Annotated in this window: 17 protein-coding genes; 14 read left to right on the forward strand and 3 right to left on the reverse strand. The window is 70.9% G+C overall.

Going from position 1 to position 17426, the window contains the following annotated elements; translation table 11 throughout:
• Window positions 1-68 precede the first annotated feature (68 nt).
• The 13 genes from AB0J06_RS10495 (at window position 69) to AB0J06_RS10555 (ending at window position 12915) form a co-directional block, all read left to right on the forward strand.
• The gene (locus tag AB0J06_RS10495; RefSeq protein ID WP_357426881.1) at window positions 69-887 is read left to right on the forward strand and encodes a GvpL/GvpF family gas vesicle protein; all 819 of its coding nucleotides are present in this window, start codon (window positions 69-71) and stop codon (window positions 885-887) included.
• A complete protein-coding gene (locus AB0J06_RS10500; RefSeq protein ID WP_357426883.1) occupies window positions 884-1093 on the forward strand; it encodes a gas vesicle protein in 210 nt (69 codons plus the stop codon). The genes AB0J06_RS10495 and AB0J06_RS10500 overlap by 4 nt, the downstream gene beginning before the upstream one ends.
• Window positions 1087-1395 (forward strand): gas vesicle protein K, encoded by a 309-nt coding sequence (locus AB0J06_RS10505; RefSeq protein WP_357426885.1) that lies wholly within the window; start codon window positions 1087-1089, stop codon window positions 1393-1395. Before AB0J06_RS10500 ends, AB0J06_RS10505 begins: the two co-directional genes overlap by 7 nt.
• Window positions 1396-1464: 69 nt before the next feature.
• A complete protein-coding gene (locus tag AB0J06_RS10510; RefSeq protein ID WP_357426887.1) occupies window positions 1465-2295 on the forward strand; it encodes an MBL fold metallo-hydrolase in 831 nt (276 codons plus the stop codon).
• A 210-nt stretch (window positions 2296-2505) separates the two neighbouring features.
• Window positions 2506-3591: an S-(hydroxymethyl)mycothiol dehydrogenase gene (locus AB0J06_RS10515; protein ID WP_357426889.1), complete on the forward strand. Its 1086-nt coding sequence runs from the start codon at window positions 2506-2508 to the stop codon at window positions 3589-3591.
• Window positions 3591-4220: an MBL fold metallo-hydrolase gene (locus tag AB0J06_RS10520; RefSeq protein ID WP_357426891.1), complete on the forward strand. Its 630-nt coding sequence runs from the start codon at window positions 3591-3593 to the stop codon at window positions 4218-4220. The genes AB0J06_RS10515 and AB0J06_RS10520 overlap by 1 nt, the downstream gene beginning before the upstream one ends.
• A 361-nt stretch (window positions 4221-4581) precedes the next feature.
• A complete protein-coding gene (locus AB0J06_RS10525) occupies window positions 4582-5376 on the forward strand; it encodes a hypothetical protein (protein ID WP_357426893.1) in 795 nt (264 codons plus the stop codon).
• 85 nt (window positions 5377-5461) lie between these two features.
• On the forward strand, window positions 5462-5716 hold the full coding sequence (locus tag AB0J06_RS10530; RefSeq protein WP_357426895.1) for a hypothetical protein: 255 nt from the start codon (window positions 5462-5464) through the stop codon (window positions 5714-5716).
• A gap of 113 nt (window positions 5717-5829) precedes the next feature.
• Window positions 5830-8871, forward strand: coding sequence for an EAL domain-containing protein (locus AB0J06_RS10535; RefSeq protein WP_357426897.1), 3042 nt, complete (start codon window positions 5830-5832; stop codon window positions 8869-8871).
• A gap of 18 nt (window positions 8872-8889) precedes the next feature.
• Entirely contained in the window at window positions 8890-10110 is a 1221-nt protein-coding gene (locus AB0J06_RS10540) for a pyridoxal phosphate-dependent aminotransferase family protein (RefSeq protein WP_357426899.1), read from the forward strand.
• A gap of 99 nt (window positions 10111-10209) precedes the next feature.
• Window positions 10210-10659, forward strand: coding sequence for a MarR family winged helix-turn-helix transcriptional regulator (locus AB0J06_RS10545; RefSeq protein ID WP_357426901.1), 450 nt, complete (start codon window positions 10210-10212; stop codon window positions 10657-10659).
• Window positions 10660-10751: 92 nt separating this feature from the next.
• Window positions 10752-11216: a MarR family winged helix-turn-helix transcriptional regulator gene (locus AB0J06_RS10550; protein ID WP_357426903.1), complete on the forward strand. Its 465-nt coding sequence runs from the start codon at window positions 10752-10754 to the stop codon at window positions 11214-11216.
• Between the two features lie 52 nt (window positions 11217-11268).
• A complete protein-coding gene (locus AB0J06_RS10555; protein WP_357426905.1) occupies window positions 11269-12915 on the forward strand; it encodes an MDR family MFS transporter in 1647 nt (548 codons plus the stop codon).
• 90 nt (window positions 12916-13005) lie between these two features.
• Here AB0J06_RS10555 and AB0J06_RS10560 read toward each other — a convergent pair whose 3' ends face one another.
• From AB0J06_RS10560 to AB0J06_RS10570, 3 genes are all read right to left on the reverse strand, one after another.
• Complete coding sequence (locus AB0J06_RS10560; RefSeq protein WP_357426907.1) at window positions 13006-13833, reverse strand: methyltransferase domain-containing protein; 828 nt, start codon at window positions 13831-13833, stop codon at window positions 13006-13008.
• A gap of 46 nt (window positions 13834-13879) precedes the next feature.
• Window positions 13880-14011, reverse strand: a complete 132-nt coding sequence (locus tag AB0J06_RS10565; RefSeq protein WP_357426909.1) for a hypothetical protein — start codon at window positions 14009-14011, stop codon at window positions 13880-13882.
• Window positions 14012-14107: 96 nt separating this feature from the next.
• A complete protein-coding gene (locus tag AB0J06_RS10570; RefSeq protein WP_357426911.1) occupies window positions 14108-14953 on the reverse strand; it encodes a transglycosylase SLT domain-containing protein in 846 nt (281 codons plus the stop codon).
• A gap of 547 nt (window positions 14954-15500) precedes the next feature.
• On the opposite strand from AB0J06_RS10570, the gene typA reads away from it, so the two are divergent.
• Entirely contained in the window at window positions 15501-17366 is a 1866-nt protein-coding gene (gene typA, locus AB0J06_RS10575) for a translational GTPase TypA (protein ID WP_357426913.1), read from the forward strand.
• Window positions 17367-17426: the final 60 nt, after the last annotated feature.

Genomic DNA, 17426 nt, shown 5'->3' on the forward strand with positions numbered 1-17426 from the left:
CGGGAGAGCCGGGAGAACGACGGGAACGGCACGGAGCGCGAAGCCGTGCAGAATCGGGAGGAGCAGCGATGACGGGGAACCACGGTGTCTGGCTGCACCTGGTCGCCCGCGACCTCGACCCACGTCAGATCGTCGGGCTCACCGGGGTGGGCGGGGCGCCGCTGCGCGCCGTGGAGGCCGGCGGGCTGATCGGCGTGGTCGGCACGGTCGACCTCGACGAGTTCGGCGAGGAGCCGCTGCGGCGCAATCTGGAGAACCTGCCGTGGCTGGAGACGGTGGCGCGGGCGCACCACGACGTCGCACAGGCCGTCGGCCGGTTCGGTCCGGTCGCGCCGACCCGGCTGGCGACGGTCTACCACGACGACACCCGCGTCGCCTCCGTGCTGGCACAGCGCCGTACGGCGTTCACGGCCGCGCTGGACCGCGTCGCCGGGCGGACCGAGTGGGGCGTCAAGGCGTATGCCGCGGCGGGGACGGGCGCCGCCGCGGCGCGGCCCGTCCCCGCCGGTGGCGGCGCGAGTCCCGGGATGGCCTACCTGCAGCGGCGGCGGGCGCAGTTGTCGGCGAGCGAGGCGGCACAGCGGGCGGCCGTCAACGGCGCGGACGAGGTGCACACCGCGCTCGAACGGCACGCCGAGGCGGGCCGGCGGCACAAACCGCAGGACGAGCGGCTCACCGGAGCGGCCGGGTGGAACGTGCTCAACGGCGCCTACCTGGTGGATGCCGCGCGGGCCGAGGAGTTCGCGACGCTGGTGCGGCAGCTCGGCGACGCGCATCCGGGCCTGCGGCTGGAGTTGACCGGCCCGTGGCCGCCGTACTCCTTCGCGGTGGTCGAGGACGAGGTCGCCGGTGGCGATGCCGCCGGCGCCGGGAAGGCATGGCCGTGACCGAGATTTCGACTCCGGGCACCTACCAGCCGATCGCGCTGGTGGATCTGCTCGACCGGGTTCTGGCGACCGGCGTGGTGATCTCCGGTGAGCTGCTGCTGTCGATCGCCGACGTCGACCTGGTCTACATCTCGCTGCGCGCCCTGATCTCGTCCGTCCGGGCCGACATGGCGCATCCGCCCAGCCAGGAGGAGGCGCCGTGGTAGGCCCGCAGGAGCTCCCGGTGCGGCGTCTGGGGCCGCGCGTCGAGGTCGACCGGGACGGGGTCGAGCGCGGGCTGGCCAGCCTCGTGCTCACGATCATCGAACTGCTGCGGCAGTTGATGGAGCGGCAGGCGCTGCGTCGGGTCGATCAGGGCGACCTCACCGACGAGCAGGTCGAGCGGGTCGGCGCGACGCTGATGGCGCTGGAGGAGCAGATGGTGGAGCTCCGCGAGCATTTCGGGCTCTCCGCCGAGGACCTCAACCTCGATCTCGGCCCGCTCGGCCCGCTGTTGCCGCGCCACTGACCGCGGCCGGTCACGTGTGCGCGGCGCGCGGGCGGGTACCCGACCGCGACCCCACGCGGGAGGTGAGCCGTGAGCGATACCCCGACGCCGACGGGCACGGTGACGTTCGTCGGGACGGCGACGACCGTGCTGCGGATCGGCCCCTTCACCCTGTTGACCGATCCCAACTTCCTGCACTCCGGTCAACGCGCCTATCTCGGTTACGGGCTGTGGAGCCGGCGGCGCACGGAACCCGCGATGACCATCACCCAACTGCCCCCGCTCGACGGGGTCGTCCTGTCACACCTGCACGGCGACCACTTCGACCGGGTAGCGCGCGAGGGTCTGGTCCGCTCGCTGCCGATCCTCACCACCCCGCACGCGGAGCGGCGGCTGCGTCGGTGGGGGTTCCGCGCCGCCGTCGACCTGCCGACGTGGCACAGTCACGAGATGACGCGCGAGGGGTACACCCTGCGGGTCACGGCGCTCCCCGGACGGCACGGACCCGGACTCATCGACTACCTGCTCCCCGACGTGATGGGCAGCATGATCGACTTCGAGGAGAACGGCTCGCGACGACTCCGGTTGTATGTCACCGGAGACACCCTGAACCGGCCGGTGCTCGCCGAGATCCCGCAGCGTTTCCCGGAGATCGACGCGATGCTGATCCACCTCGGCGGGACCCGGATCATGGGAGTTCTCCTCACCATGGACGGCCGGCAGGGCGCCGACCTCGTCGACCTGATCCGGCCCCGACTCACGCTCCCGATCCATTACGACGACTACCGGGTGTTCCGGTCGCCCCTGGGGCAGTTCCTCGACGCGACCCGGCAACGGGGCCTGCTCCCGGGGATCCGGCCGATCATGCGTGGCGAGACGGTCACCCTGCCCGAGCACGCGACCGCCGCCCCGCGGGGCTGAACCGTCAGCGCGGGGCTAAGCGGCCCGCGCGGTCAGCATCGCGTTCAGTTCGCGGCGGGACATGCCGAGGGCGTGCCGTCCGTGCTCTCCCGGCCGATCCGGATCTTCTGCCGTAGCCTGACGTCGGACTGAGGCGGACAGCGAGCTTCCACCGCGTCAACCGCGAGAGGTCCTGTCCGCACTCAGCGACAGCGAGGATGAGGGGGAAGTGTGAGCCAGCAAGTCCGCGGAGTCATCTCGAGGGCCAAGGGCGCGCCCGTGGAGGTCACCACCATCGTTGTGCCGGACCCCGGTCCGGGCGAGGCTGTGGTGCGGGTGCAGGCGTGCGGTGTGTGCCACACCGACCTGCACTACCGGGAGGGCGGCATCAGCGATGAGTACCCGTTCCTGCTCGGACATGAGGCCGCCGGCATCGTCGAGCAGGTCGGCGCGGGCGTCACCGACGTCGCGCCCGGTGATTTCGTCGTGCTCAACTGGCGGGCCGTCTGCGGCCAGTGCCGCGCCTGCCGCCGCGGCCGCCCCTGGTACTGCTTCAACACCCACAACGCGGCGCAGAAGATGACGCTGACCGACGGGACCGTTCTGTCGCCCGCGCTCGGCGTCGGCGCGTTCGCGGAGAAGACGCTGGTGCACGCCGGGCAGTGCACGAAGGTCGACCCGGCGGCGCGGCCGGCCGCGGTGGGGCTGCTGGGCTGCGGGGTGATGGCCGGCCTCGGCGCGGCAATGAACACCGGGCAGGTGACCCGCGGCGACTCGGTCGCGGTGATCGGCTGCGGCGGAGTCGGTGACGGTGCGGTGGCCGGCGCGGCGCTCGCCGGGGCGACGACGATCATCGCGGTCGACACGGATCCCCGGAAGCTGGAGTGGGCGAAGGGCTTCGGCGCCACCCACACCGTCAACGCACGGGAGACCGACGCCGTCGAGGCGATCCGGGAGCTGACCGGCGGGTTCGGCGCCGACGTGGTGATCGACGCGGTCGGGCGGCCGGAGACCTGGAAGCAGGCGTTCTACGCCCGCGATCTGGCCGGCACCGTGGTGCTGGTCGGGGTGCCGACGCCGGACATGGAGATCAAAATGCCGCTGCTCGACGTGTTCGGCCGGGGCGGCGCGCTGAAGTCCAGCTGGTACGGCGACTGCCTGCCGAGCCGCGACTTCCCGATGCTGACCGAGCTCTACCTGCAGGGCCGGCTGGACCTGGACGCCTTCATCACCGAGGAAATCGCGTTGGATCAGGTCGAGGAGGCGTTCGGCAAGATGCACCATGGAGACGTGCTGCGCTCGGTGGTGATCTTCTGATGGCGGCCCGGATCGACCACGCGGTCACGTCGGGCACGTTCTCCCTCGACGGCCAGACCTTCGACGTCGACAACAACGTGTGGGTGGTCGGCGACGACGACGAATGCGTGGTGATCGACGCTCCGCACAATGTGGAGGCGATCCTGCGGGTGGTGAACGGACGCCGGGTCGTCGCGGTCCTCGCGACGCACGCGCATGACGATCACGTCCGCGCGGCGCCGGCGCTGGCCGCGGAGACGAAGAGCCGGGTGCTGCTGCACCCCGACGACCGGGTGCTCTGGGATCTGGTGCACCCCGACGTCGCGCCGCAGGGCATCGTGCGCGACGGGGAGAGCGTGGAGGTCGCCGGGACGACGCTACAGATCCTGCACACCCCGGGACACAGCCCGGGCGCCTGCTGCGTGTACGCGCCCGAACTCGGTGTCGTCTTCACCGGTGACACGCTCTTCGCGGGCGGCCCCGGCGCGACCGGCCGGTCCTACAGCGACTTCGGCACCATCATCGAGTCGATCCGCACCCGGCTGTTCACCCTGCCGCCGGAGACCAGGGTGCACACCGGCCACGGCGACAGCACCACGATCGGCGCGGAGGCCCCGCACCTCGACGAGTGGATCGCGCGCGGCCACTGACCGCCACAGACCGCCGCGCGCCGGCCCGCCCCGGGAACGGCGGCGGAGCGCCGGGGCGAAGGGACAGGATCCGCGTGATCAGGGAACGGGAACGTGACGCGCCGACGACACGTACGAGCTGTTGCCTGATCACGCGGATCATCTCGGGGCCTGCCCGTCGTGACGCTCCTTTGCGGACATTGTCCGGACATCGACAGCCTCACATCCGGCTCCGACACTTTTCCGCGGCGCGGCGCGCCCGGTAGCTTTTGCAACCGCACCGGGACCGGCATCCTGTATGTTCCGGAATCTGATCACGAGGGGAGGCAGCGGCCGGTCCCCCGCGGCGCCACGTCCGCCGGGCCTCCCGGTCGCGCGCCTGATGGCCGACAACGCACCCGCCCAGCCCGCCGCCAGCGCGGCGACGACCGCCGCGACGCGCCGGAACCACGACGCGGACTGGGACGCCTGGCCGGTGCGGGACTACCTGGCGGAGAACTACCGCGAGCTGCACCCGGCCGACGTCGCCGTCATCGACCATCACGCCGGCTTCTACCGCGATCTGGCTCCCGGCAGCATCGACGTCGGGCTGGAGTTGGGCGCCGGCCCCAACCTCTATCCACTGATGTTGGCCACGGCGGTGTGCCGGCGCGTTCACGCGGTGGAGCCGAGCGCGGCGAACCGGGCCTATCTGCGCGCGCAACTCACGTACGCGCCCGATCCCTCCTGGGAGCCCTTCTACGCGCACTGCCGTCGTCAACTGCCCGCGTTACCGTCGACCAGCGCCGCCGCGCTGTCCCGGGTGACCGTTTCCCGCGGTGACGCGCTGAACGTGCCGGCCGGCGGCTACGGGCTGGCCTCGATGCATTTCGTGGCCGAGAGCGTCACCGAGGACGCCGACGAGTTCCGGGCGTTGTGCGGGGCGTACGTGCGCTCCGTGCGCCCGGGCGGTCATCTCGTCGCCGCGTTCATGGAGAACATGGGGCGCTACCGGGTCGGTGCCGGACCCCAATGGCCGGGCTACCCGGTCGACGAGCCGGCCATCCGGTCCGTGTTCGAACCGCTCGTCGACGATCTGGTCCTGGCGCGGATCGACGCGGACCCCACGTTGCCCGCCTGGGGCTACACCGGGATGGTCCTGCTCACCGCTCGGCGCGCGGCCGAGCCGGTCCGGTAACGCCGGCCGGACGGAGGGGGCGGACCGTGGAAGAAGCGTCCTGGTCGCGATCGGATTTCTGGTCGAGTGCCCGGACCGCGGGCCCGTGCCGGAGATCGTCGAGGCGGCGGTGGAACCGGCGCTCACCGAACCGGCCGTGCTCGACGGCGTCCGGATCGCCGGTGAGCTGTGGTTGAGCGACGGGGTACGGGCGGGGACGTTCAACACCCTGAACGGCGACAAGATCTATCCGCTGCCGCCGCGGCGGCGGGCGGCGGGGCCGGTGGAGCTGCGGCTGCGCTACCGGCTCGGTGGCGGGCTGGCGGAGTTCGACGCGCGGTGGGGCGCGGGGACAGAATGATCCAATTTTCGGCCGAAAACACGTCTTTAGGACATAATGATCAGCGCTATCCTCGCGCGATCCGCTTCTTCCCGGGACGACGCGCTCAGGGAGTCCCGGCGGAAGGGGGGCGCATGGACACGCGCAGGTTAATGGGGTGCTACCTCGCCGTCGCGGCCGTCATCAGCGCCGCCTACTACGCCTTCCCCTCCTGGCACCTCGCCACCTGGGGGCTGCTCGGGCTCACGAGCGCCACCGCAGTGCTCGTCGGGGTGCGCCGCAACCGACCACGACGGCGCGCGCCGTGGCTGCTCCTCGCGGCGGCACTGCTCACCTTCACCGCCGGCGACGCCGCCTACAACATCCTGACCGACGTCCTGGGGCGACAGAACCCTTTTCCCTCGTTCGCCGACGTGCTCTACCAACTCTTCTACGGTCTGCTCCTGGCCGGCCTGCTCCTGCTCCCGGACCGCGGGCTGCGTGGGCGCGACCGCCCCAGCCTGCTCGACGCCCTGGCCCTGACCGCGGGGCTCGGCCTGCTCTCGTGGATCTTCCTGATCAGCCCGCACATCCAGGCTCAGCACGTCACGCCGCTGCAGCGCGCCGCGTCAATCTCCCTACCCCTGTGGGATGTGCTGATCCTGGCCGCCGGAGCGCAGCTCATCTCGTCGGCCCGGCGCAATCCGAGCGTGCTGCTGCTCGCCGTCGGCGGCGTGGGGGTGCTCATCTCGGACGTGCTCTACGGGCTCAGCCAACTGCGCGGTTCCTGGGAGATCGGCGGCCCGGTGGACCTCGGCTGGACGGTGTTCTACGTGAGCTGGGGGGCGGCCGCGCTGCACCCGTCGATGGCCGCACTGACCGAACCGCGCACCAGCCGGCCCCGCGAAGCCGGCAACCTGCGTCTGTTGCTGCTCGGGCTCTCCTCCCTCATCCCGCCCGCGGTGCTGCTCGTCGAGGCGACCGCCGGGCACGTCAGCGACGGTGCGGTCATCGCGCTCCTCTCCGCGCTGATGTTCCTGCTCGTCCTGGCCCGACTCGCCGGAGTGATCGCCACCCACCGCCAGGCCGTCGCGCGGGAACGGGGGATCCGCCGGGCCAGCACGGCCCTGGTCTGGGCGACGAGCGCGGAGCAGGTCGCGACCGCCATCCGGGTCGCGCTCGCCGAACTCCTGCCCCGCGGCGTGGATTACCGGGTGGTGCTCGCCGAGGAGCCGACGTCCGGGCCCTGGCCGGCGCCGACGGACGGTGGCCACGTGGCGCGGTTGGTGACGACGGCGAGCCTCGATCGGGCACTCGCCGCGCTGCTCGGTGACTTCGACGCGGCATGGCAGTGTCACATCACGGTGACCGGCCGCCCGGCGGGGAACCCGCACATCGGCACGCTCTACGTCGCGGCGCCCCGTTCCGCGCTGCTCACCGTGCACGAGTCCGTCGAGGCGCTGACGGCCCAGGCGGCGCTGGCGCTGGAACGCATCGCACTCAACCAGGAGATCAACCGACGGAGCAGCGAGGAATACTTCCGCACGCTCGTGCACAACACCGCTGATGTCATCCTGATCGTCGACGGCGAGGACCGGATCCGCTACGACAGTCCCTCGGCGGCGACCGTGTTCGGGCCGGACCCGCTGGCCGGTCGCGCGCTCCCCGAGCTCATCCATCCGCAGGACCGTGCCGATGCCCGCGAGCTGCTGACGCTGATGCGGGCGGGCAGCGGCGACACGGCCGACGCCGACTGGGCGGTGGTCACGGCGACCGGTCGCCGCATCGAGGTCGAGGCCTCCTGTCGCGACCTGCGCGCCGATCCCACCGTCGATGGTCTGGTCATCACCCTGCGCGACGTCACCGAGCGGCGGGAACTGGAACGCGAGCTCACCCACCGCGCCTTCCACGACTCGCTCACCGGCCTGGCGAACCGCGTGCTGTTCCAGGAGCGGGTCCAGCAGGCGGTGACGCGCTCCCGCCACGCCGGCACCGTCGCGGCGGTGCTCTTCATCGACATCGACGACTTCAAGGTGGTCAACGACACGATGGGGCACTCCGCCGGCGACGAACTGCTGATCGCGGTCAGCCGGCGGCTCGCGCGGTGTCTGCGCGCCCATGACACCGCCGCCCGGCTCGGCGGGGACGAGTTCGCGGCGGTCGTCGAGGACGCGGCGGATCCGGCCGAGGTGGAGGAGGTGGCGCAGCGGCTGGTCGCCGCGTTCGCCGAGCCGTTCCGGCTCGCCGACGGCGTGGTCAGCACGACGGCGAGCGTGGGGGTGGCCACGACCGCCGAGACGTGCGAGGGGCAGGATCTGTTGCGCCACGCCGATCTGGCGCTCTATGTGGCCAAGGGCGCGGGGAAGAGCCAGTGGCGCCGCTACCAACCGGCCCTGCACACGGCTGTCCTCGACCGCATGCAACTGCGCACCGAACTCGACCAGGCGCTGGCGAGCCCGGAGTTCGCGGTGCAGTACCAGCCGATCGTCGCGCTGGAGACCGGCCGACCCGTCGGTCTCGAAGCCCTCGTACGCTGGCACCACCCCACCCGCGGCCTGCTCACCCCGGCGCAGTTCATCGACCTCGCCGAGGAGAGCGGCCTGATCGTCCCGATCGGTTACTGGGTGCTGGAGCGGGCGATCACCGACGCGGTCGCGTGGTCGACGGAGCTCGGCCCGGAAGACGCCCCGTACGTCACGGTCAACGTCTCGGTCCGACAGTTCCGCTCCCCCGGCTTCGTCGAGCGGGTCCTCGGTCAACTCGACGAAGCGGGCCTCCCACCCGAGCGACTGGTTCTGGAGATCACCGAGAGCCTGTTGCTCCGCGATGACGAGCGGGTCTGGACGGACCTGGCGGCGCTGCGCGCCGCCGGCGTACGGCTCGCGATCGATGATTTCGGCACCGGCTACTCCTCGCTGAGCTACCTGCGCCAGGTACCCGCCAACCTGCTCAAGATCGAAAAGTCGTTCATCGACACGATCCTGGTCGAACCCGACCAGCGCTCGCTGGTCGAGGGGATCCTCGGGCTCGCGCACACCCTGGGACTCGAGATCATCGCCGAGGGCATTGAAGACCCCGCCGAACGGCGGGTGCTCGCCGAGATCGGCTGCCAGTTCGGCCAGGGCTACCTCTTCGCGAAGTCGATGGACTACGACGACATGATCAAATGGACCCTCGCCGCACGACACGCCATCTGACCAACCGCGAGGTCCCCCGTGACGTCCACCCCGCATCTTGCCGACCTGGCCCGCCTTTCCAGCAGCAGCCCGATCTACGACGCCGTGATCGAGGAGGTCCGAGGGCGGCACATCCGCATCGGCGACCGGTGGTTGGTCGACTTTGCCTCCTGCAACTACCTCGGCTTCGATCTCGACCCCGAGATCATGGCCTCGATCGGCGAGCAGGTCCGCCGCTGGGGCACCCACCCGAGCTGGTCCCGACTCCTGGGCAACCCGCGTCTCTACCCGCGGATCGAGGAACGCCTGGCCGCGCTGCTCGGCGCTCCGGACACGCTCGTCCTGCCCACCGTCACGTTGATCCACATGGCCGTGGTGCCGCTCCTCGCCGACGGAGGCACCGTCTTCCTCGACAGCCGCGCGCACAAGACGATCTACGACGCCGCCCGGTACGCGCAGGGGCTCGGCGCGACGCTCCGGCCGTTCCGCTCCGGCGATCTGCAACAGCTGGACGAGTTGCTGGGCAGCGCCCCCGCGACCGGGCCCCGGCTGGTCTGCATCGACGGCGTCAACAGCATGACCGGCAACCTGCCCGACCTCGAGGGTCACCTGCGGATCTGCCGGCAGCACGGGGCGCTGCTCTACGTGGACGACGCACACGGCTTCGGCGTGATCGGCGAGCGGCGCGAGGACGAGAGCTCCCCGTACGGGAGCCGCGGCAACGCCGTCGTCGCGCATCTCGGACAGAGCTACGACGACCTGATCCTGGTCGGCGGCTTCTCCAAGGCGTACTCGTCGATGCTGGCGTTCCTGGCCCTGCCGACCGCGCTGAAGGAGCAGCTGAAGCTCACCGCGCCCCCGTACCTCTACTCCGGTCCCTCCCCCACCGCGTCGCTCGCCACGGTGCTGGCCGGCTTCGACGTCAACGAGGCCCGCGGCGACGCCCTCCGGGCCCATCTGCACCGCCTCACGGCGCGGGTCCTCGACCACGTCCATGCGAGGGGACTGACCACGCCGAACACGACCGGCACGCCGATCGTCGAGTTGCCGCTCGCGCCCGGGCGCGACCTGGGCGAGATCGCCGACGCGCTCTGGCGACACGGCATCTACGTCACCTTCGCCGCCCATCCCCTGGTGCCTCTCGCCGAGGTGGGCATCCGCCTGCAGTTGACGGCCGCGCACACCGACGCCGACGTCGACCAGCTCGTCGCCGCGCTCGACGGGCTCGCGGAGGAGGAGTTTCTGCGCCGCGTCGGGTGAGATCCGACCGGCGTAGGACGAGTACCAGACCAGGACGCGCGCGACATTCCGCTGGTGATCCTCAGCCGGGACGGAGGCGCCGCTGACTACTGTGGTGGCGTGCAGCCAGAGACCAGCCCGGACAGCGGGCCGCTCGACGCCGTCGAGCAGGAGCTCACGGTGCTGCTCCGACGGGCGCGTGGGGCGTATCACCGCGCGGCCCAGGAATTCGATCCGGACCTCGACCCGGCGGCGTACGGGCTGTTGCTGCGATTGGACGAGGTCGGCAGCTGCCGGGTGACCGACCTCGCCGTCTTCTTCGGGATCGGCAAGCCGACCGTGAGCCGCCAGCTGCAGCTACTCGAACGGGCGGGCATGGTGCATCGCCGGCCGGACGCGGAGGACGCCCGCGCGGTCCGCTTCGCGCTGACCGCGCTGGGGTCCGGACGGCTCGCCGCGGTACGACAGGCGCGCCGCGACCGCCTCCGCGCCGGCCTGTCGGTGTGGCCGGCACACGATATCGAGCTGCTCGGCCGCCTGCTGGCGCGCTTCAACGCGATCGAGTTCTGACTTCCTCCGCAGTAGCCCACCTCTCCACTTATTTGGTTGTCTCAAGCAATGACAGTGATATCGTTGCCTCAGGCAACTACAAGGGAGACGTGATGGGTAGCCGGGAAGCCGCGTGCGCCGCTCTGGCGTCCGAAGTCAACGCGCTCGGATCGGCCCGTCGCGACCTCGTCCGTCACGTCGCCGCCGGCACCGTGAGCATCGGTTGCCTCGCGCCACTCGCCGCCCTCAGCGGGACGGAGGGGCTGCGCATCAGCGAGATCGCCCAGCGGACCCGGGTCGACATCTCGGTCGCCAGCCGGCAGATCACGGCGATGGAGGCCGCCGGGATGGCGCAGCGTTGCGCCGACCCGCACGACCGGCGGTCACACGTCGTCCGCCTGACGGACAAGGGGCAGCGGGAGCTCGACCGCCTCCGGAGCGAGGCCGGCGCCTTCGTCGAGAGCACGCTCGCGGACTGGTCGCTGAATGAGATCGACCAGCTCATCGAAGGGGTACGCCGGCTGCGCCGGACGTGGGAAGAGGCGCTGACGGCGCCGGGCAGCACAAACCGATCGTGAACCGACGGGCCACGCCCCGGTTCGCAAGACACCTGAACCAGCAAAGGAAGTCATGACTGTTTCCACCGAGGCGGCGCCGACCGCGCCACCCAAGGTCCGTCGCGAGGTGCTCGAATCACTGATCGGCCTCATGCTCGGCATGTTCGTCGCGATCCTGTCGAGCTCGGTCGTCTCCAGTTCGCTGCCGAAGATCATCTCTGACCTCAACGGTTCGCAGGCGTCGTACACCTGGGTGGTGACCGCGACGCTGCTGGCGATGACCGTCAGCACGCCGATCTGGGGCAAACTCGCCGACCTGTTCAACCGCAAGCTGCTGGTCCAGCTCTCGTTGATCCTCGTCGTCGTCGGCTCCGGGCTCGCCGGACTCGCGCATTCCACCGAGATGCTCATCGGCTTCCGGGTGGTCCAGGGCCTCGCCGCCGGCGGCCTCACCGCGCTCTCGACCGTGGTGATCTCCGACCTGATCTCGCCGCGGGAACGCGGCCGCTACATGGGCATTCTCGGCGGCGTGATGTCCGTCGGCATGGTCGGTGGCCCGCTCCTGGGCGGCGTCATCACCGACACGTCCTGGCTCGGCTGGCGCTGGAACTTCTACGTGGCGGTTCCCTTCGCCGTGCTGGCGATCATCGTGCTGCAGAAGACGCTGCACCTGCCGAAGCTGCCCCGGCGGGCGGTGCGGATCGACTATCTGGGCGCGACGCTCATCGCGGCCGGGGTCTCGCTGCTGCTGATCTGGGTCACTCTCGCCGGCCAGAAGTACGCGTGGGCGTCCTGGCAGACGGCGGCCATGGTGATCGGCGGAGTGGCGGTGTTGGCCGCTGCGGTCGCCGTCGAGCTGCGCACCGCCGAACCGATCATCCCGATGCGGCTGTTCCGCAACCGCACCGTCGTGCTCGCCATCATCGCCAGCGTCACGGTCGGCGTCGCCATGTTCGGCACCTCGGTCTTCCTGAGCCAGTACATGCAGATCGCGCGGGACAAGACACCGACCCAGTCCGGGCTGCTCACCCTGCCCATGGTGCTCGGCTCGCTCGCCGCGTCCATCGTCGTCGGGCAGATCATCAGCAAGACCGGCCGGTGGAAGCGGTGGATGGTCATCGGTGGTCTGCTGACCATCGCCGGGATCGCCCTCATGGGCACGATCGGGTCACACACCAGCTTCGTGCTGCTCTCGGTCTACATGGCGGTGCTCGGTCTCGGCGTCGGCATGACGATGCAGAACCTGGTGCTGGTCGTGCAGAACTCGATCAACATCCGCGACATGGGCGCGGCGACCGCCACGGTCACCTTCTTCCGCAGCATGGGCGGCGCGATGGGGGTCTCGGCGCTCGGCGCCCTGCTCGGCAACCGGACCGCGACGCTGATCGCCGACGGGTTGACCCGGCTCGGCATCCCGACGCCCGGCGGCTCCGGCGGACACGCCATCCCCAACCTGGCGGCCCTGCCGGGCCCGGTCCGGACGGTCGTCGAGGACGCGTTCGGTCAGGGGGTGGCGGAGCTGTTCCTGGCCGCGATTCCGCTCGCGGTGATCTCGCTCGTCGCGATCCTCCTGCTCAAGGAGGTGCCACTGGGCACGAAGACCGGCGTCGAGCTGGCCCGCGAGGAGCTGGCCAACGAGGCGGCCGGGCAGGCCGGCGTGCCAGCCGACCTGGCGCCGTTGACGTCCGCCCCGACCCGCGCCGCCGACAGCCCCCGCTGAGTTCGCCGATCTTGCAGCTGTGGCCCGCACATATCGCCACGGGACGCCGGATAGAGCCGGCCACGGCTGCAAGATCGCGGGCAGCGGTCGCTACTCCGGTCGCACACCCGCAGCGACCCAGATCGTCAGCGCGGCGAGCAACTCCCCCCGCGCGGCCGCCCCGTCCACCGCCGCGAACCAGCCCTCCCACATCTCGTCGGGCACCATGCCGGCCGGCATCAGAGACCGACGGTCAAACATGGGCAGCACCGCCGCGGCGTCGTCGGGATCGGTGAAGCAGCAGGTGACAGGCTCGGTGATCACGTCGACGAGCCCGGCCCGCACCAGCCGGCGGCGCAACGTGCGCCCCATCGAGCGGTCATGCAGCATGCTCCCGCTGGCCACGTGCCGCCGCAGCGCCACGGTCAGCTCGTCCGGGATGCCGTCGGTGGTCAACGACTCCCAGTCGGTGTCGACCAGACAGACCCGCCCGCCGGGACGCGTGATCCGGACGAGTTCCGCGACCGCCGAGTCGGGATCGTCGAGGTGCTGCAGCACCCGTTCCGAGCGGACCCGGTCGAAGGTCCGGTCGGGAAACCCGAGCGCCGTCATGTCGCCGACGACGTACCGCACCCGGCTCCCGTCGTGGCGCAGCGCGGCGATCGCCACCGTGGCGGCGGAGAAGTCGGCGGCCACGACCTCACCGGTCGGCGCCACCAGCGCGGCGAGCTGCCGAGCCACCTCCCCGGCGCCGCAACCGGCATCGAGCACGCGCTGGCCCGGCAGGGGCAGTAGCGCCGTCTGGGCGGCCCGGCGCACCCGTCGGATCTCCGGCTGGGCGGCCAGCGCGTCGAGGCTGGCGATCAACCCGGCCAGCACCTCGGGCGGCAACTGGTCGAGCTGGGCGAAGGGTGTCCGGGTCGGCGGGTCGTCCCCCATGCCGCCATTCTCGCCACCCGCGCCCGCCGCAGCGGCCCATCCCCGATTACGACGCGGTATTCAGCGGGAGAAAGACCGCCGACGGATGCTCCGGATCATGGAAGATGTCCCGCTCGCCGGCGTACCGGCGGCCCCGGGTCTTCCACCGCTGGCGGCGCAGCCAGTCGAGCGTGTCCATGCCGTCGGCGTGCTCGTGCAGCGCGCGCCACGGTCACGGCCGGCTCCCCTCCCGCGAGGCGTTTCACCGGTTATCCCTGGTGTTCGTCGGGGCGGGTCAGAACGCCAGGCACTCGCACTCGGTCATCAGCGCGCGCACGTTCTCCACGTAGCGGGGATTGGGGATGACGATCCCGTCCTTCTCCGTGTCGACCGCGCCGTAGCCGTAGTTGTAGCTGGCGATGATGGCGTTGAGTAGGCAGGGACTGCGGTGGTCGGCGCAGTCCGCGGCGTCGAGGGTGTAGTCGCCGTCGAAGTAGACGTCGCCGAAATACTTGATCAGCCAGGCGAGGACGTTGGCCCCGAGCGTGGCGTTGTCGCGATAGTCATTGATGTCGTACGACTGACCGAACCGGCCGTTCATCCACTCGGCGGTGTCCGGCATGACCTGCATCAGCCCGACCCCGGTGTCACAGGCGATGATGTTGGACTGCCAGCCACTCTCCTGCCAGGCGGTCGCCTTCACGAGGTTGAGCGGGACCCGGATGCTCGGCGCGGAGGTGGGCCAGTACGTCCTGCCCGCCGCGTCGGTGAGCGCCTTCTTGGCCTCCGCCCGGGAAACCTGGGTACCCACGCGCTTGGGCGTGCAGTTGCTCGCCGCGGGCTTTGGCACCGGAGGCGGGAGCTTGACCTCGGTGGGCGGCTTGCGGCGCGGCGCCGGCTTGGCGGGCGCCTTCGTGGTGCGACTCGGGCGCGGCGTGGGGCTCGCGGTCGCGCTCCGCGTCGGCGCGGCGGTCGTGGGCACCACGGTCGGCTCGGTCGTCGGCGAGGCCGCCGCGACGTCCGACGTGATCGCGACGGGTGACTGCCCTTCGGCTGGGCGATCGTTGCCGCAGCCGGCAACGACCGACGCCAGCATCGTCAACACCACCACCGCCGCGCCGCCGCGTGCACCGCTTCTCATTGACCCTCCCGGGCAATCCGCGCGGCGCTGCGATCCCCACGCGCCGCGACCGCACCCTAACAGCGATGCCCGTCACAGTTGGGGGCCCGCTCGCGCGCCCGGTCTGCGCGCACACGGCCGGCCGAGGCGCGTGGCCTGAGCCCCCGACCCCTGTTTTCCAGGGCGGCGTGGCACGGCCACCCGCCCCGCAACGGCCCCGAACGGCCCGGAACGGCCGAGACGTGACACAGGCCACGGCCCCGCGCGGGTAGCAGGGCACCGCCGCGGCGGGGCACAATGCCGGGTCGCGGCGTACGCTAGGAAGCCGACCAGCAGCAGGGTGGCCGCATCGGGCACCAACAGCCCGACGATCACCGCGCCGCGACGATCAACGCGGCGACGACGGAGACCAGGAGCGACGCCACCACCCTGCAGCAGCGTCATGACCCACGTCGGGCCGCGCCCCCGCGCCGCAGATTCCCACGGAACAGACATTTGTCGGAACATCCTGGGCAACCGCAGGTGACCCGGCGTCAAGCCACGACCTACCGCCACGAGAATGGAACCCATGCAGACCCGCTCCGACCTCCGCAACGTCGCCATCGTGGCGCACGTCGACCACGGCAAGACCACCCTCGTGGACGCCATGCTGCGCCAAGGCGGCCAGTTCCACAGCCGCGCGGAGATGACCGACCGCGTGATGGACTCGATGGACCTGGAGCGGGAAAAGGGCATCACGATCCTGGCCAAGAACACCGCGATCAGCTACGTCCCGGGTGACGGCGAGCCGGTGGTCATCAACATCATCGACACCCCCGGCCACGCCGACTTCGGCGGCGAGGTCGAGCGCGGGCTCACCATGGTCGACGGCGTGGTGCTGCTGGTCGACGCGAGCGAGGGCCCGCTCCCGCAGACCCGCTTCGTGCTGCGCAAGGCGCTCAAGGCGCGGATGCCGATCATTCTCGTGATCAACAAGGTCGACCGTCCCGACGCCCGGATCAAGGAGGTCGTCGACGACACGTACGAGCTCTTCCTCGACCTCGACGCCGACGCCGACCAGATCGACTTTCCGATCGTCTACGCCTGCGCCCGCGACGGCATCGCCTCGATGACGCAGCCCGCCGACGGCACCGTGCCGACCGACAGCGACAGCCTCGAGCCGCTCTTCCGCACCATCCTGGAGACGATCCCGGCGCCCGCTTTCGAGGAGGGCGCGCCGCTGCAGGCGCACGTGACCAACCTTGACGCCTCGCCGTTCCTCGGCCGGCTGGCGCTGTGCCGGGTGCGCGAGGGCATCATCCGCAAGGGCCAGACCGTGACCTGGTGCCGCACGGACGGTTCGATGCAGAAGGTGCGCATCTCCGAACTGCTGATGACCGATGGGCTGGACCGCAAGCCGGCCGAGCAGGCCGGGCCGGGCGACATCATCGCCGTCGCCGGCATCCCGGAAATCATGATCGGCGAGACGCTCGCCGATGCCGACGACCCGCGGCCGCTGCCGCTGATCACCGTCGACGAGCCGGCCATCTCGATGACCATCGGCACCAACACCTCGCCGCTCGTCGGCCGGGTCAAGGGTGCCAAGGTCACCGCACGGATGGTCAAGGACCGGCTGGACAAGGAACTGATCGGTAACGTCTCGCTGCGGGTCCTGCCCACGGAGCGGCCGGACGCCTGGGAGGTGCAGGGCCGTGGCGAACTCGCCCTGGCCATCCTGGTCGAGCAGATGCGCCGCGAGCAGTACGAGCTGACCGTCGGCAAGCCGCAGGTGGTCACCAAGGAGATCGACGGCAAGACCTGCGAGCCGGTGGAGCGACTGACCATCGACTCGCCGGAGGACTTCCTCGGCGCGATCACCCAGCTCCTCGCGACCCGCAAGGGCCGGATGGAGCAGTTGGTCAACCACGGCACCGGCTGGATCCGGATGGAGTGGCTGGTTCCGGCGCGCGGCCTGATCGGCTTCCGGACCGAGTTCCTGACCGAGACCCGCGGCACGGGCATCCTGCACCACGTCTTCGAGAAGTACGAGCCGTGGTTCGGCGAGCTGCGCACCCGCAACAACGGGTCGCTGGTGGCCGACCGCTCCGGCGTGGTCACCCCGTTCGCGATGATGAACCTGCAGGAGCGCGGCACGCTCTTCACCGAGCCGACCACCGAGGTGTACGAGGGCATGATCGTCGGGGAGAACTCCCGCGCCGACGACATGGACGTCAACATCACCAAGGAAAAGAAGCTCACCAACATGCGCGCGGCCAGCTCGGACGAGACCGAGAAGCTGATCCCGCCGCGCAAGCTGTCGCTGGAGCAGGCGCTGGAGTTCTGCCGCGAGGACGAGTGCGTCGAGGTCACCCCGGTGGCCGTGCGTATCCGCAAGGTGGTGCTCGACCAGACCGCCCGCGGTCGCGCCGCCGCTCGACGCAAGCACCAGGGCTGACGGCCGGCTCAGCCGTTACCTCTTCGTCGCCGGTCAAGGGCGTGTTCGTTCGATCTCCGA

The sequence above is a fragment of the Micromonospora sp. NPDC049679 genome, assembly GCF_040659735.1.
Lineage (GTDB): Bacteria > Actinomycetota > Actinomycetes > Mycobacteriales > Micromonosporaceae > Micromonospora_I.

What these genes read in the sequence shown, in the direction of transcription:
- AB0J06_RS10495 (WP_357426881.1), top strand. Translation starts at nt 69, where the DNA reads ATGACGGGGAACCACGGTGTCTGGCTGCACCTGGTCGCCCGCGACCTC.
- AB0J06_RS10520 (WP_357426891.1), top strand. Translation starts at nt 3,591, where the DNA reads ATGGCGGCCCGGATCGACCACGCGGTCACGTCGGGCACGTTCTCCCTC.
- AB0J06_RS10525 (WP_357426893.1), top strand. Translation starts at nt 4,582, where the DNA reads ATGGCCGACAACGCACCCGCCCAGCCCGCCGCCAGCGCGGCGACGACC.
- AB0J06_RS10535 (WP_357426897.1), top strand. Translation starts at nt 5,830, where the DNA reads ATGGACACGCGCAGGTTAATGGGGTGCTACCTCGCCGTCGCGGCCGTC.
- AB0J06_RS10550 (WP_357426903.1), top strand. Translation starts at nt 10,752, where the DNA reads ATGGGTAGCCGGGAAGCCGCGTGCGCCGCTCTGGCGTCCGAAGTCAAC.
- AB0J06_RS10555 (WP_357426905.1), top strand. Translation starts at nt 11,269, where the DNA reads ATGACTGTTTCCACCGAGGCGGCGCCGACCGCGCCACCCAAGGTCCGT.
- AB0J06_RS10560 (WP_357426907.1), bottom strand. Translation starts at nt 13,833, where the DNA reads ATGGGGGACGACCCGCCGACCCGGACACCCTTCGCCCAGCTCGACCAG.
- AB0J06_RS10565 (WP_357426909.1), bottom strand. Translation starts at nt 14,011, where the DNA reads ATGGACACGCTCGACTGGCTGCGCCGCCAGCGGTGGAAGACCCGGGGC.
- AB0J06_RS10570 (WP_357426911.1), bottom strand. Translation starts at nt 14,953, where the DNA reads ATGAGAAGCGGTGCACGCGGCGGCGCGGCGGTGGTGGTGTTGACGATG.
- typA (WP_357426913.1), top strand. Translation starts at nt 15,501, where the DNA reads ATGCAGACCCGCTCCGACCTCCGCAACGTCGCCATCGTGGCGCACGTC.